The 22,564-nt window shown below is 67.2% G+C and carries 26 protein-coding genes; 18 read left to right on the forward strand and 8 right to left on the reverse strand.

The genetic code is table 11. The features are described 5' to 3' along the window. The first annotated feature begins 5 nt into the window (after window positions 1–5). The 3 genes from ACTIMF_RS03215 (at window position 6) to ACTIMF_RS03225 (ending at window position 2,664) form a co-directional block, all read left to right on the forward strand. Entirely contained in the window at window positions 6–1,310 is a 1,305-nt protein-coding gene (locus ACTIMF_RS03215; RefSeq protein WP_442348834.1) for a TerD family protein, read from the forward strand. A gap of 58 nt (window positions 1,311–1,368) precedes the next feature. Further along, a complete protein-coding gene (locus tag ACTIMF_RS03220; protein WP_442348835.1) occupies window positions 1,369–1,956 on the forward strand; it encodes a permease in 588 nt (195 codons plus the stop codon). Window positions 1,957–2,088: 132 nt separating this feature from the next. Beyond that, window positions 2,089–2,664: a TerD family protein gene (locus ACTIMF_RS03225; protein ID WP_442348836.1), complete on the forward strand. Its 576-nt coding sequence runs from the start codon at window positions 2,089–2,091 to the stop codon at window positions 2,662–2,664. A 68-nt stretch (window positions 2,665–2,732) separates the two neighbouring features. Here the strand turns inward: ACTIMF_RS03225 and argG are convergent, their stop codons facing one another. Together argG and ACTIMF_RS03235 are read right to left on the reverse strand one after the other, a co-directional pair. Then, complete coding sequence (argG, locus tag ACTIMF_RS03230; protein WP_442348837.1) at window positions 2,733–4,148, reverse strand: argininosuccinate synthase; 1,416 nt, start codon at window positions 4,146–4,148, stop codon at window positions 2,733–2,735. Window positions 4,149–4,815: 667 nt separating this feature from the next. Next, window positions 4,816–6,117 (reverse strand): TrpB-like pyridoxal phosphate-dependent enzyme, encoded by a 1,302-nt coding sequence (locus ACTIMF_RS03235; RefSeq protein ID WP_442348838.1) that lies wholly within the window; start codon window positions 6,115–6,117, stop codon window positions 4,816–4,818. A gap of 66 nt (window positions 6,118–6,183) precedes the next feature. Between ACTIMF_RS03235 and ACTIMF_RS03240 the strand changes: the two genes are divergently transcribed. Then, window positions 6,184–7,125 carry a quinone oxidoreductase family protein gene (locus ACTIMF_RS03240; protein ID WP_442348839.1) on the forward strand — a complete coding sequence of 314 codons (942 nt, stop codon included), beginning with the start codon at window positions 6,184–6,186 and terminating at the stop codon, window positions 7,123–7,125. A 7-nt stretch (window positions 7,126–7,132) separates the two neighbouring features. Here ACTIMF_RS03240 and ACTIMF_RS03245 read toward each other — a convergent pair whose 3' ends face one another. Further along, the gene (locus ACTIMF_RS03245; protein WP_442348840.1) at window positions 7,133–8,035 is read right to left on the reverse strand and encodes a diacylglycerol/lipid kinase family protein; all 903 of its coding nucleotides are present in this window, start codon (window positions 8,033–8,035) and stop codon (window positions 7,133–7,135) included. Continuing rightward, window positions 8,032–9,633 carry an FAD-binding oxidoreductase gene (locus ACTIMF_RS03250; RefSeq protein WP_442348841.1) on the reverse strand — a complete coding sequence of 534 codons (1,602 nt, stop codon included), beginning with the start codon at window positions 9,631–9,633 and terminating at the stop codon, window positions 8,032–8,034. Before ACTIMF_RS03250 ends, ACTIMF_RS03245 begins: the two co-directional genes overlap by 4 nt. 40 nt (window positions 9,634–9,673) lie before the next feature. Here ACTIMF_RS03250 and ACTIMF_RS03255 point away from each other — a divergent pair, with 40 nt between their 5' ends. After that, complete coding sequence (locus tag ACTIMF_RS03255) at window positions 9,674–10,291, forward strand: TetR/AcrR family transcriptional regulator (protein WP_442348842.1); 618 nt, start codon at window positions 9,674–9,676, stop codon at window positions 10,289–10,291. Further along, window positions 10,288–11,877, forward strand: coding sequence for a glycerol-3-phosphate dehydrogenase/oxidase (locus tag ACTIMF_RS03260; RefSeq protein ID WP_442348843.1), 1,590 nt, complete (start codon window positions 10,288–10,290; stop codon window positions 11,875–11,877). Before ACTIMF_RS03255 ends, ACTIMF_RS03260 begins: the two co-directional genes overlap by 4 nt. Before the next feature lie 9 nt (window positions 11,878–11,886). Here ACTIMF_RS03260 and dinB read toward each other — a convergent pair whose 3' ends face one another. Beyond that, window positions 11,887–13,119, reverse strand: coding sequence for a DNA polymerase IV (dinB, locus tag ACTIMF_RS03265; RefSeq protein WP_442348844.1), 1,233 nt, complete (start codon window positions 13,117–13,119; stop codon window positions 11,887–11,889). Between the two features lie 240 nt (window positions 13,120–13,359). Between dinB and ACTIMF_RS03270 the strand changes: the two genes are divergently transcribed. The 5 genes from ACTIMF_RS03270 to ACTIMF_RS03290 are packed head-to-tail and all read left to right on the forward strand — an operon-like array spanning window position 13,360 to window position 17,120. After that, window positions 13,360–13,575 (forward strand): hypothetical protein, encoded by a 216-nt coding sequence (locus ACTIMF_RS03270; protein WP_442348845.1) that lies wholly within the window; start codon window positions 13,360–13,362, stop codon window positions 13,573–13,575. Beyond that, on the forward strand, window positions 13,572–14,495 hold the full coding sequence (locus ACTIMF_RS03275) for an ABC transporter ATP-binding protein (protein WP_442348846.1): 924 nt from the start codon (window positions 13,572–13,574) through the stop codon (window positions 14,493–14,495). The genes ACTIMF_RS03270 and ACTIMF_RS03275 overlap by 4 nt, the downstream gene beginning before the upstream one ends. Next, window positions 14,492–15,304: an ABC transporter permease gene (locus tag ACTIMF_RS03280; protein WP_442348847.1), complete on the forward strand. Its 813-nt coding sequence runs from the start codon at window positions 14,492–14,494 to the stop codon at window positions 15,302–15,304. Before ACTIMF_RS03275 ends, ACTIMF_RS03280 begins: the two co-directional genes overlap by 4 nt. Next, a complete protein-coding gene (locus ACTIMF_RS03285) occupies window positions 15,301–16,503 on the forward strand; it encodes a sensor histidine kinase (protein WP_442348848.1) in 1,203 nt (400 codons plus the stop codon). Before ACTIMF_RS03280 ends, ACTIMF_RS03285 begins: the two co-directional genes overlap by 4 nt. Then, window positions 16,500–17,120, forward strand: a complete 621-nt coding sequence (locus ACTIMF_RS03290) for a response regulator (protein ID WP_442348849.1) — start codon at window positions 16,500–16,502, stop codon at window positions 17,118–17,120. Before ACTIMF_RS03285 ends, ACTIMF_RS03290 begins: the two co-directional genes overlap by 4 nt. Before the next feature lies 1 nt (window position 17,121). Here ACTIMF_RS03290 and ACTIMF_RS03295 read toward each other — a convergent pair whose 3' ends face one another. After that, window positions 17,122–17,757 (reverse strand): class I SAM-dependent methyltransferase, encoded by a 636-nt coding sequence (locus ACTIMF_RS03295; RefSeq protein WP_442348850.1) that lies wholly within the window; start codon window positions 17,755–17,757, stop codon window positions 17,122–17,124. A 105-nt stretch (window positions 17,758–17,862) separates the two neighbouring features. Between ACTIMF_RS03295 and ACTIMF_RS03300 the strand changes: the two genes are divergently transcribed. After that, a complete protein-coding gene (locus ACTIMF_RS03300) occupies window positions 17,863–18,657 on the forward strand; it encodes an LLM class F420-dependent oxidoreductase (protein ID WP_442348851.1) in 795 nt (264 codons plus the stop codon). A gap of 21 nt (window positions 18,658–18,678) precedes the next feature. Here ACTIMF_RS03300 and ACTIMF_RS03305 read toward each other — a convergent pair whose 3' ends face one another. Together ACTIMF_RS03305 and ACTIMF_RS03310 are read right to left on the reverse strand one after the other, a co-directional pair. Next, the gene (locus ACTIMF_RS03305) at window positions 18,679–19,146 is read right to left on the reverse strand and encodes a hypothetical protein (RefSeq protein WP_442348852.1); all 468 of its coding nucleotides are present in this window, start codon (window positions 19,144–19,146) and stop codon (window positions 18,679–18,681) included. Then, complete coding sequence (locus ACTIMF_RS03310; RefSeq protein ID WP_442348853.1) at window positions 19,143–19,778, reverse strand: RNA polymerase sigma factor; 636 nt, start codon at window positions 19,776–19,778, stop codon at window positions 19,143–19,145. The genes ACTIMF_RS03305 and ACTIMF_RS03310 overlap by 4 nt, the downstream gene beginning before the upstream one ends. Before the next feature lie 116 nt (window positions 19,779–19,894). Here ACTIMF_RS03310 and ACTIMF_RS03315 point away from each other — a divergent pair, with 116 nt between their 5' ends. From ACTIMF_RS03315 to ACTIMF_RS03340, 6 genes are read left to right on the forward strand one after another with little or no spacing between them, the layout of a single operon-like run. Beyond that, window positions 19,895–20,413: an Asp23/Gls24 family envelope stress response protein gene (locus ACTIMF_RS03315; protein ID WP_442348854.1), complete on the forward strand. Its 519-nt coding sequence runs from the start codon at window positions 19,895–19,897 to the stop codon at window positions 20,411–20,413. Continuing rightward, the gene (locus ACTIMF_RS03320; protein WP_442348855.1) at window positions 20,413–20,730 is read left to right on the forward strand and encodes a hypothetical protein; all 318 of its coding nucleotides are present in this window, start codon (window positions 20,413–20,415) and stop codon (window positions 20,728–20,730) included. Before ACTIMF_RS03315 ends, ACTIMF_RS03320 begins: the two co-directional genes overlap by 1 nt. Continuing rightward, the gene (locus ACTIMF_RS03325; RefSeq protein WP_442348856.1) at window positions 20,730–20,909 is read left to right on the forward strand and encodes a DUF2273 domain-containing protein; all 180 of its coding nucleotides are present in this window, start codon (window positions 20,730–20,732) and stop codon (window positions 20,907–20,909) included. The genes ACTIMF_RS03320 and ACTIMF_RS03325 overlap by 1 nt, the downstream gene beginning before the upstream one ends. Continuing rightward, entirely contained in the window at window positions 20,902–21,411 is a 510-nt protein-coding gene (locus ACTIMF_RS03330; protein WP_442348857.1) for an Asp23/Gls24 family envelope stress response protein, read from the forward strand. The genes ACTIMF_RS03325 and ACTIMF_RS03330 overlap by 8 nt, the downstream gene beginning before the upstream one ends. Next, on the forward strand, window positions 21,395–22,003 hold the full coding sequence (locus ACTIMF_RS03335) for a DUF6286 domain-containing protein (RefSeq protein WP_442348858.1): 609 nt from the start codon (window positions 21,395–21,397) through the stop codon (window positions 22,001–22,003). Before ACTIMF_RS03330 ends, ACTIMF_RS03335 begins: the two co-directional genes overlap by 17 nt. Beyond that, the gene (locus ACTIMF_RS03340) at window positions 22,000–22,557 is read left to right on the forward strand and encodes a hypothetical protein (protein WP_442348859.1); all 558 of its coding nucleotides are present in this window, start codon (window positions 22,000–22,002) and stop codon (window positions 22,555–22,557) included. The genes ACTIMF_RS03335 and ACTIMF_RS03340 overlap by 4 nt, the downstream gene beginning before the upstream one ends. The last annotated feature ends 7 nt before the right edge of the window (window positions 22,558–22,564 follow it).

The following is a 22,564-nucleotide window of genomic DNA, read 5'->3' on the forward strand; positions in this document are numbered from 1 at the left end:
ATCTCGTGTCATCACTCGCCAAAGGTCAGAATGCCCCGCTGCCGGGCCCGGAGATCGTAGTCTCGGTCGAGGTGGCTGCTCCCGCCGATCTGTCCGGGCTCCTGGTCACCGAGACCGGTAAGGTCCGCAGCGACGCCGACTTCGTGTTCTTCAACCAGCCGTCGGGACCGGGCGTGCAGTTGCGCGACGGCCGCCTGCACATCTCGACGAGCGGTATTCCCGCCGACATCGCGGCGGTCCGGGCGATCATCACGCTCGACGATGCGTCGCGTAGTTTCGGTCAGTTCGCCCCGCCGGTGACGCGCGTGTTCGACGCTGCGGGTTCGCCGTTGTTCGATTACGTGGTGGACGGCCTGAGCAGCGAATCCGTGGTGATCGCGGTGGAGATCTACCAGCGCAACGGCCAGTGGAAGGTGCGCGCCGTCGGCCAGGGGTATGCCGGTGGTTTCGCCGACTTGGTCCGAGATCACGGCGTCTCGGTGGACGACGCGCCTGCTCCCCCTGCCCAGCCTGCTCCTGCGGCCCCGGCTCCTGCTCCTGCTCCGACTCCCCCGCCGTACACCCCGCCCCAGCAGCAGTACGCACCGCCACAGCAGCCTGCTCCCCAGCAGCAGAGCTATGCGCCGCAACCCCAATACGTTCATCCGCAGTACGGCCAGCCCCAATACGGTCAGCAGCCCCCTGCCCAGCCCGCCGCCGCTCCCGAGGTCAGCCTCTCAAAGGACCGCCCCGTCTCGCTGGTCAAGGGCCAGAAGGTTTCCTTGCGGAAGGAGGGCGGCGTCGATCTCACCCAGATCTGGATGGGACTCGGCTGGGATCCGGTGCCCCGACCCAAGCGCGGCTTCTTCGGCGGAGGCGGCAGCAGCGAGATCGACCTGGACGCGTCGGTCCTGATGTTCTCGCAGGGTCAGTGCGTGGAGACCGTCTACTTCGGTCATCTCAAGTCGAAGGATCGGTCGATCATCCACTCCGGCGACAACCTGACTGGTGAGGGCGACGGCGACGACGAGGTGATCTCGGTGAACCTCGCGGCGATCCCGCCGCACGTGGACAATCTCGTCTTCGTGGTCACGTCGTACCGCGGCCAGACGTTCGCCGAGGTGCAGAACGCGTACTGCCGCCTGATCGATCAGAGCACCAACGCCGAGCTCGCCCGCTACACCCTGGCCGGTGGCATGCCGTTCACCGGCGTGACGATGGCCATCGTGCACCGGGAGGCGGGCACGTGGAAGATGCGTGCGATCGGCGAAGGCTTCAACGGGAAGACGGCGAACAAGGCCATCCCATTCGTCTCGCAGTATCTCGGCTGATCGGGCGGCGCCGACCAGTCCCCCGCCATCAGAGGCCGGTCTGTGCCACAGTTGTCATATGAGCGAACTGCCCGATGTCCCACCGGAACCCGTGGCCGAGACGACCGCGAGTAAGTCCAGCCGATGGTCGCTGCCTACGCTGTCCACCAAGAACAAGGTGATCCTCGGCATCGGCACCGTGATCATCGTCGTGATCGCCTACTTCATCCTGCAGCGTCTCCTGCCCGACTGGTGGGGCACGCGGATGGGCACCCGCATCGACCGGAGTCTCACCTCGGGCACGCTGTGGGGTCTGTTCTACGGCATCCTGGGCTCCGCGGTGCCACTGATGCTCGGGCTCCTTGCGGTCTTCTCGATCGGCAAGACCTCGAAGAACGTCGGCTCGTGGCTGATGGGCATCGTCGCTCTGCTCCTGTTGATCCCGAACCTGTTGACCCTCGCCGTCACCATCGGCGGCGGTCAGGGCGCGAAGGCCGGCCGCCTGCAGCTCGACCTCCTCGGCCCCGGCTTCCGCGGCGCAACCCTGATCGGTGTAATCGTCGGCATCGTGATCGGCGTCGCCGTCGACTTCTACCTTCTCGGCAGGCGGCGTGCGAAGCGAAAAGCATTGGCTGTCAAAGCGTCTGGCAACCCGAATGGGAAGTGACGTCATTCGTACGATTCACGTGAAACGACTTCTCGTGGTTCAGTGGTAACAGCATGATTCAGTAGAAACGACCCCGTCCGCTCGCGCCTGTTCGCGGGCGGATGCCACCGCGCAGAGAAAGGGCATTCCACTATGAGCGTCAGCCTGAGCAAGGGCGGAAACGTCTCCCTGTCAAAGGAGGCCCCCGGCCTCACGTCGGTCGCGATCGGCCTCGGCTGGGATGCGAGGAGCACGACCGGCGCCGACTTCGACCTCGACGGCAGCGCACTGATCCTCGGTGCGGACGGCAAGGTGCTCTCGGACCAGCACTTCGTCTTCTACAACAACCTGCGTTCGCCCGACGGCGCGATTGAGCACACCGGTGACAACCTGACCGGTGAGGGCGACGGCGACGACGAGTCGATCAACGTCGACCTGGCCGCAGTCCCGCCGAACGTCCAGTCGATCGTCTTCCCCGTCTCCATTCACGATGCGGACGTCCGCGGACAGTCGTTCGGACAGGTCCGCAACGCATTCATCCGTGTCGTGAACCGCGCGAACGGCTCGGAAGTGGCTCGCTACGACCTCACCGAGGACGCGTCGTCGGAGACCGCGATGCTGTTCGGTGAGCTCTACCGCCATAACGCCGACTGGAAGTTCCGCGCCATCGGCCAGGGCTACGCGTCGGGTCTCGGCGGCATCGCCCGCGACTACGGAGTGAACGTCTAACGTCAGCAAGCGAAAAGGAGCGCATCGCCGTGGCGATGCGCTCCTTTCGTTTCCAGGTCCTCGGGCCGCTAGTCGACGCCCGAATCGATCGCCGCGCGATCGAGGGACTCCGACGCGGCGTCCTCGGGCTGTCCGCCCGCGATAGCCTGCGCGCCGCCGACCGACAGTTCGCCGACGAGGTCCGCAGTCGCACCGCCGACGACGCCGAGCTGCGCGTACTGCTCGAGGCGGGCCCGCGAGTCCGCGATGTCGAGGTTGCGCATGGTGAGCTGACCGATGCGGTCGGACGGGCCGAACGCGGCATCGCCGACACGCTCCATCGACAGCTTGTCCGGGTGGTACGACAAACCGGCGCCTTGCGTGTTCAGGAAGTGGTAGTCGTCGCCGCGGCGCAGCCGGACGGTGACCTCGCCGGTGATGGCCGACCCGACCCAGCGAACCAACGATTCGCGGAGCATCAGCGCCTGCGAATCCATCCAGCGGCCCTCGTACATGAGGCGGCCCAGGCGACGGCCCTCGTTGTGGTAGTTGGCGACGGTGTCCTCGTTGTGGATCGCGTTCACCAGACGCTCGTAGCCGATGTGCAGCAGCGCCATGCCCGGAGCCTCGTAGATACCCCGCGACTTCGCCTCGATGATGCGGTTCTCGATCTGGTCCGAGACACCGAGACCGTGCCTGCCGCCGATCTCGTTGGCCTTGAGGACGAGCGCGACGGCGTCGTCGAACACTTCGCCGTTGATGGCGACCGGACGTCCCTGCTCGTAGCGGATCGAGACGTCTTCGGTGGCGACCTCGACGTCGTCCCGCCATGCGGCGACACCCATGATCGGATCGACGACGTCGAGGCCGTGATCGAGGTGCTCGAGGGTCTTCGCCTCGTGCGTGGCGCCCCAGATGTTGGCGTCCGTCGAGTACGCCTTCTCCTGCGAATCACGGTAGGGAAGGTCGCGTGCAGTGAGCCACTCGCTCATCTCGTGGCGTCCGCCGAGCTCGTCGACGAACTCGGTGTCGAGCCACGGCTTGTAGATGCGCAGCTGCGGGTTGGCCATGAGGCCGTAGCGGTAGAACCGCTCGATGTCGTTGCCCTTGTAGGTGGAGCCGTCGCCCCAGATATCGACGCCGTCCTCCTTCATGGCGCGGACCAGCAGCATGCCGGTGACGACGCGGCCGAGCGGCGTGGTGTTGAAGTAGGTCTTTCCCGACGTCCGGATGTGGAACGCGCCGCACTGCAGGGCCACCAGGCCCTCTTCGACGAGCGCCGACCGGCAGTCGACCAGACGTGAGATCTCCGCACCGTACTGACCCGCGCGACCGGGCACAGACGCGATGTCCGGCTCGTCGGCCTGACCGAGGTCAGCGGTGTACGTGCAGGGAATCGCGCCCTTCTCACGCATCCAGGCAACGGCGACGGACGTATCCAGGCCACCCGAGAACGCGATTCCAACGCGCTCCCCAATAGGCAGAGAGCTCAGCACTTTCGACATACGTCCAGCTTAAACAGTGATTCGGCCCACCGGCGAATCCCCACCGACTTTCGACACCTTCGCACCTCGCCACTCGAGTCGGAGTGTCGTGGAACCGAACGGTCGACGGATGCGTCTGACCTGACGTGGAGGACCCTGGGATCTACACACGACGTCGGTTGCGCACGCTCGGCTATTCGGACGACGGCATCCGGCGCGCTGTCCGAACAGGCGATCTGCTGCAACTCCGTCACGGGTGGCTGGCCACCCGCCTCCACGACACGACAACGGCCGCGGCCGTTCGGGACGGCGGAGTCCTCACCTGCGTGTCCGCGCTGACCATCTACGACTTGTGGGTGCCACCGGGTCACGCGGGTGAACTCCATCTGCGGCGGTCGCGCGGCATGACGGGCAAACATCGTGCGTGCCGCCCACTGCAGGGACCCGTCCACGTGGCAACCGAACCCGTCGACCCGATTCCGATCGCACTCAAGTACGCGGTCCGATGCCTGACCGCGGACGAATGGATAGCCGTGCGACTCGTACCTGAACGCGACCCGGACGACCGCCGTGCGCTCGTCGACGGCTGGATGACCATGCGGTTGACCATGCGGTTGACCTACGACGACATCATCTACGGCTGGGACGAGACGCTCGCCGACATCCGCGCGATCTCAGCGCTACCTGATCAGAAGCCGCCGTCGAGGAAGCTCGCATACGACGGAAGATCGAGTTGGCCGTGTCCGGACAACCCGATGACCACCACCTCTTCTTTGTCGCTGTTCGCTACGTGCGCGGCGCACGCGGCGATCGCATGCGTCGACTCCGGTGCGGGAACGATGCCCTGGGTGCGCGCGAACTGAACTCCGGCGCTGAACGCGTCGTGTTGGTCGATCGCCGTGCCCTCCACGAGTCCCAGTTCCACGGTGTGACTCAACGCGGGCGCCATGCCGTGGTAGCGCAGGCCGCCTGCGTGGATCGGGTCCGGGACGAAGTCCATGCCGAGGGTGTGCATCTTGAGCAACGGGGTGAGTCCGGCGACGTCGCCGTGGTCGTAGCGGTACTCGCCCTGCGTGATCGACGGGCATGCAGCGGGCTCGGCGGCGACGATGCGCGGGCTGCTACGACCGTTGAGCTTCTCCCGAATGAACGGAAACGATAGTCCGGCGAGGTTCGATCCGCCTCCGGCACAACCGAAGACGACGTCGGCGCCGGCAGATTCGACGGCGTACAGCTGCTCGACGGCCTCCTGACCGATCACGCTCTGGTGCAGGACGACGTGGTTCAGGACGCTGCCGAGCGCATAGCGGGTGTCGTCGTTGTTCGCGGCGACCTCGACGGCCTCCGAGACGGCCATGCCGAGGCTGCCGCTGGTGTTCGGATCCTTCTCAAGCATCGCGCGGCCGGCCTCGGTCAGGTCGGACGGGCTCGGATGCAAGGTGCCGCCGTAGGTGCGAATAAGGAAGCCGCGGTATGGCTTCGAATCGTAGGAGGCACGCACCTGCCAGACCTCGACGTCGATCCCGAACTGTGCGCCCGCGAATGCGAGGGCACTGCCCCACTGTCCGGCTCCGGTCTCCGTCGTCAGCTTCTTGACGCCGTCGATGCTGTTGTAATACGCCTGCGCGACAGCAGAGTTCGTCTTGTGACTGCCGACTGGACTGACGCCTTCGTACTTGACGTAGATGCGCGCTTTCGTGTTGAGCGACTCCTCGAAGCGGCGGGCACGGATCAGCGGCGCGGGGCGCCACATCTTGTAGATCTCGCGGACCGGCTCCGGGATCTCGATGTACGGCTCCCTCGAGACCTCCTGGGCGATGAGTCCCGCCGGGAACAACGCCGCGAGATCGTCCGGTCCCACCGGTTCCTTGGTGCCCGGGTGCAGGTGCGGCGGGATCGGCGTGTCCAGCTCAGCGGCCAGGTTGTACCAGTGGGTGGGGACGTCCACCGTCACCAGATCTGGATTCGACGCGTCAACGTTGCTTGTCATGCAGGTCACATTAATGGGCGCGGGGCGTCTTCGGCGCACGCGGGCGCATGAGCCTACTCTCGGGCCATGCGAGGTCAGCGGTGGCAGGCGATGGGCACAGGTGGTCTGAACGAGTTTCAGCTGACCGACTACACCGCTCCCACACCCGAATCAGGGCAGGTCAGAGTCACGATCACGGCGGCAGGCGTCAACCCCGCAGACCTCAAGCACGTGGCCCGCGCGACCTCGTTTCCGCTGCCCATCGGCTACGAGATCGCGGGCGTCGTCGACGCCGTCGGACCGGACTCGGTCGGTGGATCGGGTCCGCTCGCGGTGGGCGATCGCGTCGTCGCGTTCCGCGTTCACGGCGGCTACGCGACATCGGCGACCATCCCCGCCGACACCGCGTTCGCGCTCCCCGGCTCGGTCGACGATGTCTCCGCGGCCGGACTGCTGCTGGCGGGTACGACTGCCGCCGACATGCTGCACCGCAGCGCGCTCGAGAGCGGCGACACGATCGTCGTCCACGGCGCGTCCGGGGCCGTCGGCGCCACACTGCTGCAACTCGCCGCGCGAGCGGGCGTCTCGGTCATCGGCACGGCGAACCCGGCACGACTCGACGCCGTCCGACGCTTCGGCGCGAGCGCGGTCCCGTACGGACCCGGACTCCTGGACCGGCTCCGCGCCGCCACCTCGAAGCCAGTCGTGGCCGCCCTCGACCTGACCGGTACCGACGAAGCCGTGCAGGCGTCGTTGGCGCTCGTGCCGGATCGGTCTCGGATCATCACCGCGGCAACGAAGGCCGCGGCTCAGGAGAACGGGTTCGTCGCGGTCGCAGGTCTGGACCCGCAGAGCACCGCATTCCGGAACGCCATGCGATCCGAACTCATCGACCTCGTCGCGACAAAAGAACTCACCGTCCCGATAGCGCACACGTTTCCCCTTGCCGACGCCGTCGACGCGCTGCGCCTGGTCGCCAGCGGACAGGCGGGCGGGAAAGTGGTCCTCAGAGTGCAGGACTCGCACTGACCCGGCCTCAGGGCACGACGACCGGCAGCGCCGCCGGGCGGATTCGCACGCTCACAGGTGGCTGGCACAGGTAGTCGCCGTCGGCGTGAACCGGCACACCGCGTCCGAACGTCACGTCGACCCGCGACGACGCGCGCAGGATCTCCACCTCCTGCCGGGCGACGTGCGCGCCGGTCTTGGCCTGCTTCATCAGACTCGCCAAGCGGTACTTGGACCGTTCGCCGTGCAGGAGCATGATCGCGATCTCGCCGCTGTCGACCGAGGCCGACGGGACCATGCGGAGTCCGTGCCCGTAGTCGCCCGAGTTCGCGATCACCAGCAGGTGCGCACGCGCATCGCGTCGCTCGCCGTCGACTGTGAGGGTCACGTCGACCGGTTTCCACCCGCTCGCAGCCAGCACGGGTGCGACGCGGTACGCGATCGGCCCCATCCACCGAAGGCGGTTGATCAGTTCGGTGGCCACCGAATCGAGTCCCGCGTAGACGTTGCCGACCGCGACCGAGACTCCGCCGTCGGGGCGAGCCACCTCGAATACGTCGACCGACCGGGTCGCTCCGCCGGCGAGCGCAGCAGCGATCCCGACCGGGTCGAGCGGAAGCCCCAGGTGGCGGACGAGGTCGTTGCCTCGGCCCGCCGCAGCGATGCCGAGCGGGGCGGCCGCCACGGCGAGCACGCCCTCGGCCACGTCGCGCACGTGACCGTCTCCTCCGACGGCGACGGTCAGCGCACCGCTTCGAGCCGATTGTGCACCGAGCTGCGTGGCATGCTCAGACGACTGCGATTCGACGACCGTCACGTCTACGACGTCGAGCCGAGCCAGTTCCTCGGCAACCGCAGTCCACTGGCGTACGGCGTCTCCGCCACCGGAGACCGGGTTCACGACCGCCGTGATCGCTCGCGCAGAACTCACGGCAGCAGGATGCCCGGGTTGAGGACGCCATTCGGATCCAGGGCGTCCTTCACCGCGCGCAACGCTCGCACCTGCACGTCCCCGATCTCCTCGAGGTAGGTCCGCTGGTGGTCGGTACCGACCGCGTGGTGGTGGGTGATCGACGCGCCCGCCGCCCGGATAGCGGTGTTCGCCGCAGACTTCGCCGTTGCCCACTGGGTCTGCGGATCGTCCAGGGCGTTCGAGATGACCGTGAAGTACAGGGACGCACCCGTGGGATAGACGTGCGAGATATGGCACATGACGACCGCGGGCGTGCCTTGATCGCCGAGCGCTCCGGTCACCGCGGCAGTGACGTCGGCCTTGAGCCGCTCGAGGTTCGACCAGAACGTCACCGTCTCGAGCGTCTCGACGAGTGCACCCGCGTCGAGCAACGGATCCCGCATGTACGGGCCGCGGAACCGGCCTTCGCGCCAGTGCTCGCCCGGCTCGGTGCCGAGCGCGGTGCCGCCGAGTTCTGCCAGACGCGTACTCACGTACGTGTCGCGACACTCGACATCGGCCTCGTCGCCTTCGAATCCAACGATCATGAGGCAGCCGCCCACCGGCCCGGACTCAGCGGCCGCGCCTGCAGCGGACGGGTTCGCCAGGTTGAGGCCGGTCTCGGCCTCATCGGACAGGCGGAGGACTGTCGGCTTGACGGCCGACTGCGCGAGCGCGCGCATGGCGGCCGCACCCGACGAGAAGTCGGAGAAGTGCCAACCGTAGAACCGCCGCACCGTCGGCACCGGATGCACGTGGACGCGAACCGTCGTGACGACGCCGAACGCACCTTCGCTGCCCAGGAACAACTGCCGAAGGTCCGGACCGGCAGCCGACTTGGGCGCCGTGCCGATCTCGGAGATGCCGGTCGGCGTGGCGACAGTCAGTCCGACGACCATGTCGTCGAAGCGCCCGTAGCCGATCGACGACTGTCCGGCCGACCTGGTGACCGCGCAGCCGCCGATCGTCGCGCCTTCGTACGACTGCGGGAAGTGGCCGAGCTCGAACCCGCGCTCGCCGAGGAGCCGCTCGGCTTCCGGCAGCCGGGTACCGGCCGCGAACGTGGCGATCCGCGAGACCTCGTCGAGCTCCAGCAATCCAGTCAACTGCCGTAGATCGAGACTGATGACCGATCGCGCGCGGTCCGCGGCCAGGCCGCCGGTCACCGCGGTGCCACCCGCGTACGGACTCAACCCGATCCCGCGGTCGTCGCATACGGCGAGCACCGCAGCGACCTGGCCCGCGTCGGTCGGTTGGACGACCGCGTCGGGAGCGTCGCTGCCGTCGCCCGCACGGAACTTGAGCAGATCCGGCGTCGAGTAGCCGCGCAGGTGCTTGGTGCGTGCGGCGTCCGAGGTGTCGACCCGTGCACCGGTCGCTGTGATCGCGTCCAGGGTGTCGGAGTCGATCCGCACCTCGGGAACCGTCACCTCGCCAGGTGCCGGCGCCTGCTCCTCGATGCCGATCATCGTCAGTGCCTTGAGCACCGAGTCGGACAGCTTCATCTGATCATTCGGGTTCCCCCACCGGCCAGGGGTGAAGTCGACGACGTCGACGGCGGTCTCGCGCTGGGTCATGGACGACCTTCCGTAGGACTTTGCTGATACAGTCTTACACATGATGTCGCAGCGACTCAACGGGGTCGATCCCCCGGTACGGCGATCGGCGGCGAACGCCATCAGCGAGGACACGATTCTCGATGCCGCGACCGCGCTGATGACCACCATCGGTATCCGACGGACCACGATGGCCGACGTCGCACGCAGCGCAGGCGTCTCCCGCGCGACGCTGTACCGGCGCTACCCGAACGTCGAATCGTTGGCCGCGCAGGTCACCACCCGCGAGTTCACGCTTATCGCGGAGCGGATGCCGACCACCGACGAGCCAGCGAGCAGACAGGCGATGGTCTTGACGTTGGTTCATCTGGTGCGCGAAGTCCGCGCCCATCCCCTCCTGCGACGGATCGTCGAACTCGATCCGGAGTTCCTGACGCCGTATCTGCTGCATCGCACAGGGCGGACGTCTCGCAGTCAACTCGAGATGATCGAGACGATGATCGGCCGAGGCCAATCGATCGAACAGATCCGGGACGGCGATCCGCACCGTCTCGCGACAACCGTTCTCCAGATGGCGTGGTCGTTCGCACTGACCGGACCCGTGTTCACCGAACCCGGGAAGTACGACGAACTCGACGACGAATTGGCCGATCTTCTGGAAAGGTACCTCCGCCCATGACCGTGCACCCCTCCGAGATCCTGTCCTCGCACCCCGCGATCGCCCCCTCATCACTGTTGTCACCCGCCCGGCGCGCCGACGGGCTGGCCCGTCTCGCCGCGAACCCGCAGGCAGACCTCGTGGTGATCGGCGGCGGCGTGACCGGCGCGGGCGTCGCGCTCGACGCCGTGTCGCGCGGACTGTCCACGGTGTTGATCGAGAGCCGGGACCTCGCATTCGGCACCAGCCGCTGGTCGTCCAAGCTCGTGCACGGGGGGCTCCGATACTTGGCCTCCGCAGCCGTGGGGATCGCCTACGAGAGTGCCGTGGAGCGCGACGCGCTAATCGGACACATCGCGCCGCACCTGGTGCGCCCCTTGCCGCAAGTGGTTCCACTCCTCGACGACGTGTCGTTCGCCGACGCCGCCCTCACGCGCGCCGGCTTCCTGGCCGGCGACGCATTGCGAATCGCCGCCCGTACACCGTCGACCACACTCGCCCGGTCGAGCCGGATACCGGCCGCCGAGGTCGAAGCACTCGCTCCGACGGTCCGGCGGGACGGCCTGCGCGGCGGGCTCCTCAACTGGGACGGTCAACTCAACGACGACGCGCGCCTGGTCACCGGCATCGCCCGTACCGCGGCGTCGCTCGGTGCCACGGTCACGACCCACGCTCGCGCCGACCAAGTGACCGGGACCTCGGTGAGGGTCACCGACGAACTGACTGGCCAGGCCTTCGAGATCGGGGCCACGTCGGTCGTCAACGCCACCGGCGTCTGGTCGGCACAGGTGGACCCGTCGATCGCACTTCGGCCCAGCCGGGGCACCCACCTGGTGATGAGCCAGGACAGCTTCCGCGGCCTCCGCGCAGGTCTCACCGTCGCCGTTCCCGGACACTTCGGTCGTTACGTGTTCGCCCTTCCTCAACCCGATGGCCGCGTCTACGTCGGACTCACCGATGAGGAGGCTCCCGGTGAGATCCCGGACGTTCCCCGCGCCGAGGAGTCGGAGGTCGACTTCCTGCTGGACACCGTGAATCTCGCGCTCGGTACTCCGCTGACCCGCGACGATGTCCTGGAGACGTTCTCCGGTCTGCGCCCTCTTCTCGATTCCGGTGCCGGAACGACCTCGGATGTGTCCCGCAAGCACGCGGTCCTGACCCGCGCCGACGGCCTGATCACCGTGGTCGGCGGCAAGCTCACCACGTACCGACGCATGGCGCAGGACGCCGTCGACGCCGCAGTCGCGACCACCGGCCTTCAGGCCCGGCCGTGCCGCACGCGAACACTCGGACTGGTCGGCGCACCCACGTCGAGCGCACCGGCATCCGAACTCGCGAAAGTATCGGCGCCGCAACGCTTGGTCGCCAAGTACGGAACTGAGGCCCCTGCCGTTCTCGCACTCGGCGAGGCGGATGCCGACCTTGCCGAGCCGGTCGCCGACGGCACGTCCATCACCGGGGCCGAAATGGCGTTCGGCGTCCTCGCGGAAGGCGCCGTCACCCTCGACGACGTTCTCGAACGACGCACTCGGCTGTCCTTGACCCCGCTCGTTGCCGAAGCCGCCCATGCCGCGGCCAACCGTGCTCTCGCCTTCGGTGAGGCGTGACCGCCTGAATCAGTCCGGCAGCATCGGCGCGTCCGGTCCGTGGTCCCTGTGTAGTAATGCGCCGCGGGTAAGGGCGTCGCGACCGAACTTTCCCCGTAGAGAGTCGACTGCGAGGTCGAGGTCGGCAGAGTGGTGAATCTCGACTCCGCTCGATCCGCGGCTATCAAACGGGATCGCGAGCTGGACCGCCCCGTGATCCTCGAGATTGGTCAACGACAGTCCGATCAGGGTGCATCCGCGGTCGCGGACCATCGGCATCGCCTCGTCGAGGAGTCCGCGCGCCACCGCGAGCACCACGTCGGTCGAGTCGGTCGGCTCCCGTAGCGACCTCGACCGCGTGACCTGATCGAAGTCGTGGAACCGCAGGCGGAGGACGACGGTACGGGTCAGCCTGTCCGCTCCACGCAGCCGCGCACTGAGCCGGTCGACGATGGCCAGCAGGGTCGCCTCGATGTCGGACTCCGACTTGATCCTCCTGCCGAGTGCACGTTGTGCGCCGATCGAACTGCGACGTCGGCGAGTCTCGACACGCCGCGGATCACGCGCCATCGACAGCGCGAACAGGTGTCGGCCGCTGCCACTCCCGAGGAGCGAACGCATCCCGCGCTCGCCGAACTGCGCGATCTGCCCGACCGTGCTGATGCCGGCGTCGCGGAGTCGGGCCTCGGTCTTCTCGCCGACACCCCACAGGCGGCGGACCGGCAACGGGTGCAGGAAGGCGAGTTCGCCGCCCGCGGGCACCTCGAGCAGCCCGTCGGGCTTGCCCACGGCACTGGCGACCTTGGCCAGGAATTTGCTTCGCGCGACCCCGACGGTGATCGGCAGGCCGACGTCGGTCCGTACCCGTTCGCGGAGTCGGGCGGCGATCTCAACCGGTGTCCCGCTGATCTTTCGCATCCCGCCGACGTCGAGGAACGCCTCGTCGACCGAGATGCCTTCGACGAGTGGCGTCACGTCTCCGAAGACGTCGAATACGGCACGGGAGGCCTCCACGTACGCGTCGAACCGAGGCGGCATGGTGATCGCCGTCGGGCACAGTGCGCGCGCCTCGTGACCTGGCATCGGCGACCGGACTCCCGCCGCCTTGGCCTCGTAGCTGGCCGCGAGGACCACGCCGGACCCGACGAGCACCGGTCGGCCGCGCAGCGCAGGATGGTCGCGCTGCTCCACCGAAGCGTAGAACGAGTCGAGATCGGCGTGCAGGATCGACGCCTCCATGCGCTCGACCTGCTCGATCCTCATGCGCCGATCATGGCATCGCCCTACGACAGTCCTGTCCCGTTCTCCGCTCGCCCGTTCTCCACATCCCGTTCCCCACATCCCGTCATGACATCTGTCATCGCCGACCCGTGCGAAACCCACACGGACCAATGACTCGTCGCACTACCGACGCTCGGCTCACCCGACGACGCTGGAAGCATGAAAACGACAGAGAACGCACCCAGTCCCCACCGACCCGCTCCCGGATTCCGGGAGGCGTCCATGAACGACCTGTTCGTCGACTGCTGCCGTCTGGGACCCGCACCCACCCGGTCGCGAGAAGCCTTCGTCATCGCGGTCACCGTGGTCCTGCTCGCAATCATCTTCGCCATCGTCCAGGCGTCATGGATCTTCGTCGCCACGGCCTCCACGATCATCGCCGTCTACCTCGCAGGCCGATGGGCGTTCGGCGAGCGCAACCGCTGGAATGTCCGATGAGCGCCGCCATCTGGGCCCAGGACCTGCATCGTTGGTACGGGCACGGCGACGACGCGTACCACGCGGTTCGCGGTGTCGACCTCGACATCAAGCACGGCGAGGTGTTCGCACTGCTCGGGACGAACGGCGCGGGAAAGACATCGACCCTCGATCTACTCGAAGGCCTGGCCGCACCCGACGGCGGGACCGTCGAGGTGTTCGGACTCGACCCGATACGGGACCGCAGGCGAGTCCGTCCCGACCTCGGGATCATGCTGCAATCCGGTGGGCTCCCCGCCGAGCTCACTGTCACCGAGACCCTCGAGATGTGGCGCGGAACGTGCACCCACCCGACGACCGCCGACGACGTCCTGGCCAAAGTCCAACTCACTGATCGCGCCGACGTCCGCGTCGGCTCCCTGTCCGGCGGGGAGAAGCGACGCGTCGACCTCGCGTGCGCCCTGCTCGGACAGCCCCGCCTGCTGTTCCTGGACGAACCGACCACCGGACTCGACCCCGAGAACCGGCGCGCCACCTGGCAACTGCTCGAGGACTTGAAGGCGGCCGGAGTCACCATGGTCCTGACCACCCATTACCTCGATGAGGCCGAAGCACTCGCCGACCGGATCGCAATCATGCACGCCGGGGCCGTCGCCCGCGCCGGAACGCTCCGCGACATCGTCGACGGCCACCCGTCGACCATCGCGTTCGACCACCCGGGCGTCCCACTGCCCCCACTCGCGGACCTGCGCGCCGACGGCGGACGAGTCTCGCTGACCACCCACCGGCTACAAGACGACCTACTCTCCCTCCTGGCGTGGGCCGACCGTGAGCGGATCACCCTGCCCGGACTCACCGCCCGAGCCGCATCACTCGAATCGGTGTTCCTCGACCTCGCGGGCGAACCGGCTGACAACGACAAGATCGGAGCCATCGCATGACCACTGCAACACCCGCCTCCCGCCACAGCCCCCTGACATCGCTCTCGCGCGCCGAGTTCCTGCAGTTCCGTCGCAACAAGACCCTCATCGTCATGGGGGTGATCTTCCCGGTGCTCCTGCCGGTCGCGACGTACCTCCTCGTTCGTAACGGGAACGACGGACACGTCGACCGGGACGCCGTCGCCGCGACCCTCGACATGTTCGCGCTGTTCGCCCTCATGTTCGTGCAGTACTACACCGTGCTCTCGATGGTCACGACGCGTCGCGGCGAAGGGGTGCTGAAACGCCTTCGCACCGGCGAAGCCGCCGACTGGCAGATCCTCGCGGCGCCCAACGTACCCGGTGTCGCCGTTACAACTGTGTCCTCACTGTTGGTCTGCGCCATCGTCTACGCGACCGGCGCACCCGGGCCGATCAATGTGCTCGCGATGGCTATCGGACTCGTCGGCGGGGCCGTCGTCTTCGGTCTCCTCGCCCTCGCCACCAGCGGTTTCACCAAGAACGCCGAAGCTGCGCAGATCACCTCACTCCCCGTCATGGCACTCGCGATGGTCGGCATGGGAAACATCCGCTCGACGCTCCCCGACCGAGCCGCCGACTTGCTCGGCTGGACGCCCTACGCCGCCGTCTCCGACCTCATGCACCTGGGTTCGGCAGGCAAGTCCGCCACGGCGGGCGCCGACGCCCCCGCCCTCGATTTCGCGGGTACCTTCACCGAGATCGGTCGCCCAGTTGCGACACTGGTCATATGGACCGCAATCGCGATCGCCCTCGTCTACAAAGGATTCCGCTGGGACGACCGCGGATGACCACTGCTCGCCAATCCCCGCTCGACCGGTCAAAATCCCCCCTCGCTCCGCTCGACCGGTCAAAATCCCCCCTCGCTCCGCTCGACCGGTGGCAGCGCCTGTCCGAGCCGGCGAAGTACCGGGCCTACACCCGATGGACACTGGAGGGCACGGCGATCGTCGTGGGACTGACCGGGATGATCGCCGGACATCGATACCCGAGCGTCGTCGTCGCCACCGCCATCGCCACAGTGTCGGCACTCCTCGCATTCGAATCGCGACCGGAATTGACCACGCGAACGGGTGTGGTCGCCAACCGCCGACTCGCAATCGCCTCCGTCGTCGGGTTCGCGGCGGCGTGGGGATGCAGTCTGTTCGTAGCCACCGACATCGAGACCGAGACCGGACTCGGCGTCGCGTGGGTGGTCGTCGGCTTCGTGTCGTTGTCGGTATTCGCGTTCTCGCGGTGGCGGTGGCTCCTCGCGACCGTGAGTGTCGCGGTGACGGTGGCGGCATTCGGCGCACCGGGCGACTACGTCCCGCTGGGCGTCACCCTGCTCGCGGCGGCCGTCGTCTGCATCGCCATCACCCGCCTCTCGCTGTGGGCGCTGCGCATCGTCGACGGCCTCGACAAGGCTCGCGAGACGCAGGCACAACTCCACGTGGCCGAAGAACGTCTCCGCTTCTCCCGCGATCTGCATGACGTGGTCGGTCGCGGATTCTCCACGATCGCAGTCAAAAGCGAACTCGCGTCGCGTCTGTCCCGCGCGGGGGCCGCGGAGCGAGCCGCTGACGAGATGGACGAAGTGAAAGCGCTCGCTGTCGCCTCGATGGAAGAGATGCGCTCCCTCGTCCGCGGCTACCGCGGAATCAACCTGACCGTCGAGATCGCGGGTGCCCGGGCACTCCTAGACTCCGCAGGCTGCCTACTGACGATTCAGGGCGACAGCGACGCCGTCCCCGAGAAGCTCCATGAGACCGCGGCCTGGGTCGTCCGCGAGGGCACCACGAACATCGTGCGCCACTCGTCCGCGACAGCCGCCACCCTCACTTTGGGACAATCGGGTATGAGCCTGACCAACGACGGCGTGACCTCCACTGAAGGCGAGTACTCCGGTCTCCGCGGCCTCACCGAACGACTCGACCGCGTCGGCGGTCTCCTGACCACCCATACCGACGACGACCAATTCACTCTTGAGATCCGTTGGGAGACGGCGTGATTCCAGTTCTGATGGCCGACGACGAGACGCTGATCCGGTCGGCGATGGCCACGATGCTCGGCATCGAAGACGATCTGGAGGTCCTCGCCGATGTCGGGACCGGCGAGGAACTGGTCGACCTGTGGCGCAGCAGGGTCGACGGAGGGCTCCCGACCGCCGTCGCCGTCCTCGACCTGCAACTGCCGGGCATCGACGGGATCGAGACCGCACAGCAGATCCTGGCACTCTCCCCCGGCGCCGGCTGTCTGATCGTGACCAGCCACGGCCGACCGGGATATCTCAAACGCGCGCTGTCGACCGGGGTGCGCGGATTCCTGCCCAAAACGGCGTCCGCGACGACTCTCGCCACCGTCATCCGCTCGGTCCACGACGGCGGACGCTACGTCGACCCGGAACTCGCCGCCGAGGCGATCAGCACCGGCGACTCGGTGCTGACGCCACGCGAGGCCGACGTCCTCGAGTTCGCGATCGACGGCGCATCGATCGAGGAGATCGCCGACCGCGCCCACCTGTCGGCGGGCACCACCCGTAACTACCTGTCGTCGGCGATGGCGAAACTGGCGGTCGGCAACCGGTACGAGGCCGCCGTCAAAGCGCGTGAGCTGGGCTGGATCTGACTCAGCGGAGTCGGCGGGCCCGCAACACGTCATCGTCGACGTGCACGCCGTTCCCGGCGGCAACTCCGCGCGGGCGGACCTCGTTCACTTCGATCGTCCAGTCGTCGCCGAGCCGAGCTGCGACGTCGGACGGGAAGAAGTAGTCGGACGGGTCGAAACCGTGCTCCCTCATCCCCTGCGCCGCGTGCACGACGAGCAGAAACTGTCCGCCGGGTTCGACCGAGTCGAGCAGGACGTCGAGCAGTCGTTCCTGCCTGCGAGCGATGTGGAAGTAGATGGCCGACACCAAACCGAACGGCGCATCCGGGATCGGATCAGACGTGACGTCGAGCCGATGCCAGCCGATCGAACTGTCTGGGTCCGCGGCCCGAGCGCGCTCGACGGCCACCTGCGAGATATCGACGGCGGTCACCGACCACCCCTTGGCCGCTAGCCAGCGCGCGTCAGCGCCCTCGCCGCTGCCGACGTCCAGCACCGTACCCGGCTCGAGCGCCTCGACCTCGGCGACCAGTGCGGGATTCACATTCGTCGTCCAGATTCGGTCGGATTCCGAATACCGTTCGTCCCACTCCTGGGCGGTCTCCGGGTGCCTGCCGGCACCGCCCGATCCATGCGTGTGTTCGTGTTCCGTGGTCATGGTGACCACAGTGCCATCGTCATGCGCGATTGTCATCGTCAGTTGCGCATTCGGCAAGAACGGGAGAGCGTGCGCGGGTGGGCGCTGGGGTACAGAATGGGCGACATGACATCACGCGTTCGCATCGGCGTCCAGATCCAGCCCCAACACTCTCCCGACTACGCGCTCATCAGAGACGCGGTCCGTCGCGCCGAGGACATCGGCGTCGACATCGCATTCAACTGGGATCACTTCTACCCGCTGTACGGAGACCCTGACGGCGCCCACTTCGAATGCTGGACGATGCTCGGCGCCTGGGCCGAACAAACCGAGCGGATCGAGATCGGGCCATTGGTAACCTGCAACAGCTACCGAAACCCGGAGTTGCTGGCCGACATGGCCCGCACTGTCGACCACATCTCGGGCGGCCGCGTCATCCTCGGCATCGGGAGCGGCTGGTTCGAACGCGATTACACCGAGTACGGCTACGAGTTCGGGACCAAGGGATCCCGCCTGGATGCTCTCGGCGAGGCACTGCCCCGCATTGAGTCCCGGCTTGACAAGCTGAACCCGCAGCCGACCCGCAAGATCCCGGTCCTGATCGGTGGCGGCGGCGAACGAAAGACGTTGCGCCACGTCGCGACTCACGCCGACATCTGGCATTCGTTCGTCGACGTCGAAACCTACCGCCACAAGTCGGCGATCCTCGCCGAGCACTGCGCCGCCGTCGGCCGCGATCCGTCGAGCATCGAGCGCTCCGCCGAACTCAAGGGCCGTGACGACGTCGACGGCATGCTCCGGTTCGCCGACGACATCACCGCCGAAGGCGTGCGGCTCCTGACGTACGCGGTGAATGGCCCGGACTACGACCTGTCGACCGTGGAGCGCCTCGTCGCGTGGCGGGACGCGCGCAAAGGCTGACCGCTCACCGCCACGGCGGGGTCAGTCCAGCCATTCGCGCGTGTACAAGTCCTGCCAACGCACCGCGATATTGGTGCGTGCGGCAGCACTCGACCGCACGCCGATGGTCGACGTCAGAACGTCCTCGACGATGTCTCTGACCTCGTCGGACTGGGCGAGAAGGCTGTCGGTGTACCGCGCGATCAGGCCGATGCGGATGCCGTCGACCACATCGTCTGGACCGTCGACGGACGCGAACACGACCAAGCGGCCCAGCGCCCGCCGGATCCGAACCGCCATCAGTTCCTTGACGATCCGGTCGCTCACCGACACACCGCGTGCATCGGCGGCGAGCATCCGCGCCGGTCGCCGGATACGACTGAGCCCGGACGAGATCGACGAGATCAGTCGTTCCACGTCGCTGTCCGGCTCGCGGTCGTCCCGGATCGCGTCCACCAGCCACGCGTCGGTGGGGTCGTCGGTCATCTCGCCGTAACGTACGTCGTTCATGATCGACCTCCTTTCCCGGTCGTAGCCGGTCCTTCGTCGTGCCTCGTTCCGGGTTGCCATGGGGCGAGCCTCGTGACCAGGAACTTCCTCGCTCGCTGCAGATGTCCGCGCACCGACCCGGTGCTGATGCGCAAGACCTGCGAGATCTCGACGAGGGTCAGCCCTTCGACTTCCTTGAGCCACCACGCAGCCCTCGACGTGTGCGGCAAGTTTCCCAGCTCGACCCGTAATGCGTCCATCAATGCCGAGTGTTCAGCGGTGGCAGCAGGTAACGGCCCCTGGGCGACGAGTTCGGTGAACCGCTCGCCGTCGGTCGGCAGGTCGCGTCGTCGACGGTAGTAGTCGACCGACTTCCGGTGTGCGACCGCAAACATCCACGTCCGGAACGAGCTTCGGAACGCGAAGTCGGGCAGACCCTTCCACGCGTCGAGGAGCGTCTCCTGGGCCAGGTCCTCGGCTGTCGACGGCTCGTCGACCATCCGCCGCATATAGCGCAGCAAGATCGGCGACATCCGCCTGACCAGCACCTCGAATGCTTCGGCGTCGCCGACTGCGGCCGCACCTGCGAGCTCGTCGTCGGTCAAGTCCTCGAGGTTCAGGATGTCGTTGTGACCGGAATCACGTACATTCATGCGTGCAACTTCTTCGCGTCGATGCGACTGACTTTACACACGGGTCGCGTGATCCGGCTCCGGCCGGACGAGGGGTCGCGACCGGTGTGCAAAGAGAATATGACAAAGGAGTTCGTGTGTCCGAGAACAACGCCACCACCACAGCAACGCAAGAGAAGAAGGCAGCTTCGGAGGACAAGACCGTCGCTCCGTCGACGCGGGCGGCGGAGCAGGCAGCGGGCCGCGAGGTCGCGCGTCGCGACACCGGCGCCGATCGTGGCCGCACCTCGATCGCCGACATCGTCGTCGCGAAGATCGCGGGCATTGCAGCTCGCGAGATCGACGGCGTCTACGACGTCGGCGGGACCACCGAGCGCATGGTCGGCAAGGTCCGTGAAGTGATTCCGGGAACCTCCGTGAGCGCTACCCAGGGAATCAACGTCGAGGTCGGTGAGCGTCAGGCCGCCGTCGACGTGTCCATCGTCGCCGATTACGGCGTGGCGATCCATCAGCTCGCCGCGGCCATCCGCCGCAACGTGATCGCTGCGATCGAGCAGATGACCGGCCTGGAGGTCACCGAGGTCAACGTGACCGTGCACGACGTGAGCTTCGGCGAGGAGGACGAGCAGTCGGAGAGTGCGCGGAGGGTCGAGTGATGACAGCCGATAGCGGCCCGGCTGACGCGGTCGAGTTCGACTCCGTCGCAGAGCAGATCGCTGACGCGGTCCTCGCTCTGCCCGGGGTCGTCGACCTGCACAGCGGGCTGTTCGGCGAAGTCGCGACCTATTTGCCCGGCCGACGGGTATCGGGCATCGCAGTCCGCGATGAGGACGGGGAGGTCCACATCATCGCTGATCTGGCTTACGACCTGCAGGAAGTGGCCGCAAAGGTGCGCGATACCGCGGAGTCGATCACCGGACTGCCGTTCTCGGTGGTCGTCGAAGACATCGAACAGACTCGGAGGGCCGGCTGATGAATAAAGCCGTTATCGGATTGTTCGCAGGACTGCTCCTCGCCTTGGCGGCGCTCGTCGGAGGGTTCTGGGGGCTGGTGCTTGGACTCGTCTTCGGTCTGATCGGAGTGATCGTCGGCCTGCAGCTCGACGGCACTCTCGATCTCGGCGCGGTGGTCAGGAGCCGCGGCCGTGGTTGATGAGACTCTCGTCGAGGACCGCGCCGTGGAGGGCGACGCGGCCTCGGCGAGTACCCGCCCGGCAGGAGCGCTCGTCATCGCCGACCGAGTGGTCCGCAGGATCGCCGAGCGTGCGGCCCTCAACGTCGCAGGCGTCGTCCGTCAGCAGGGGACCGTCGGTGCCGTCCTGGGATCCTCGGCCACCGACCTCCTCGGGATCAGCACCGACCTTCCGCACGCCAACGTCGACGCCGCCGGCACCGCCCGTCGCCTGTCGCTCACCGTCGCACTCGAGTGGCCCAGTGCCGTGACCCGCGTCTGCCAGCAGATCCGCGAATCCGTCGCGAACGAGCTCGAGCAGTACGTCGGCGACCGCCCACTTCGAGTGGATATCACTGTGCGCCAGTTTATTCCGCGCGATGAGGTGACCCGTAGGAAGCAGGGTCTCATCGACCTGCCGAGTGTCACCGCAGAGCCAGAGAGCGCCACAGCATCGGAGGACACCCATGACCTCGACAAGTGAGGCCCCGACTACGGGGGCCCCGACTCCCGACCACCGGGCCGGTACGGCCGACACGGCGGATGGCAAGGTGTTCGCGCCGTCCGGACGGCCGGGCGCGGCCATCCTCGGCGCCGTCATCGGCATCGCACTCTTGGTCTTGTGCGGCGTCGCCATCCGCGATCTCATCTTGGAGGCCGGGTGGATCGACGGCGACCCGTGGCTCGGGCAGGCCGCCCACTGGTCCAGCGAGACGCCGTGGGCCGGCTGGATGTGGGCCGCCGCGATTGCGTGCATCGTGATCGGACTCGTGCTGCTAGCGGCGGCGCTCAAGCCGCGTCGCGCAACCCACATCCGACTCACCGACCACGACGTCCTGTGGACGCGTCGCGTCGATGTCGCCCGCCGATGCAGTGCTGCCGCCCAGGCAGTCGCGGGCGTCGACCACGCCACGACCGTCGTCACCCGCCGCAAGGCGAAGTGCACGGTCATCGCTCGAGACACCGCCGACCGAGACCGAATCCGTGAAGTCGTCGACGGGGTCGTCAGCGACGTCGAGTCGCCTAAACGAGCCGTCGTCCGCTTCTCCAATCGCACTGGTGGTGGTCGTCGATGAACCGTTTACCAGCCGCAGTGCACCGGTTCACGACCGGGCTGATCGGACTCATCCTGCTGGTCGTAGGGCTCGCAGCACTCGCATGGAATCTCGAAGTACAACCGTTCGTCGACTGGATGGAACGTATCGACACCGGTGCCGTCGGACGCTTCGCCGACGGCGGATGGTGGACGGTCGTCCTGGCCGGAATCGTGCTGCTCACTCTGTTGTGGGCCATTCCGCTCGTCGTCTCCTCGATCCGGCCCGGAAAGAGCGACGACGTCGAACTCGACGGTTCAGGCGAGACGGGAACGATGACCGTCGCGCCGAAGCTGATCGCCGCAGCCGTCGCCGACGAACTGTCCGGCGACACGATGTTCACCTCGGTGTCAGCACGCGCTCTGAACGATCGAGCACGCAGCATCATCCGCCTCGAGGTGACCGCACGCCCGGACCACTCGTATCCGGAGATCGCAGAGAAGGTCGGTGTCGTGGCCGACCACATTCGCGAGGCGGTCGAGGGTTCGGACGTCCACGTGCAGGCGTTCGTCCATCTGGAACCCCGGAAGCGTTGAGGACGTA

The organism is Gordonia sp. (in: high G+C Gram-positive bacteria), from assembly GCF_052106715.1.
Classification (GTDB): Bacteria; Actinomycetota; Actinomycetes; order Mycobacteriales; family Mycobacteriaceae; genus Gordonia.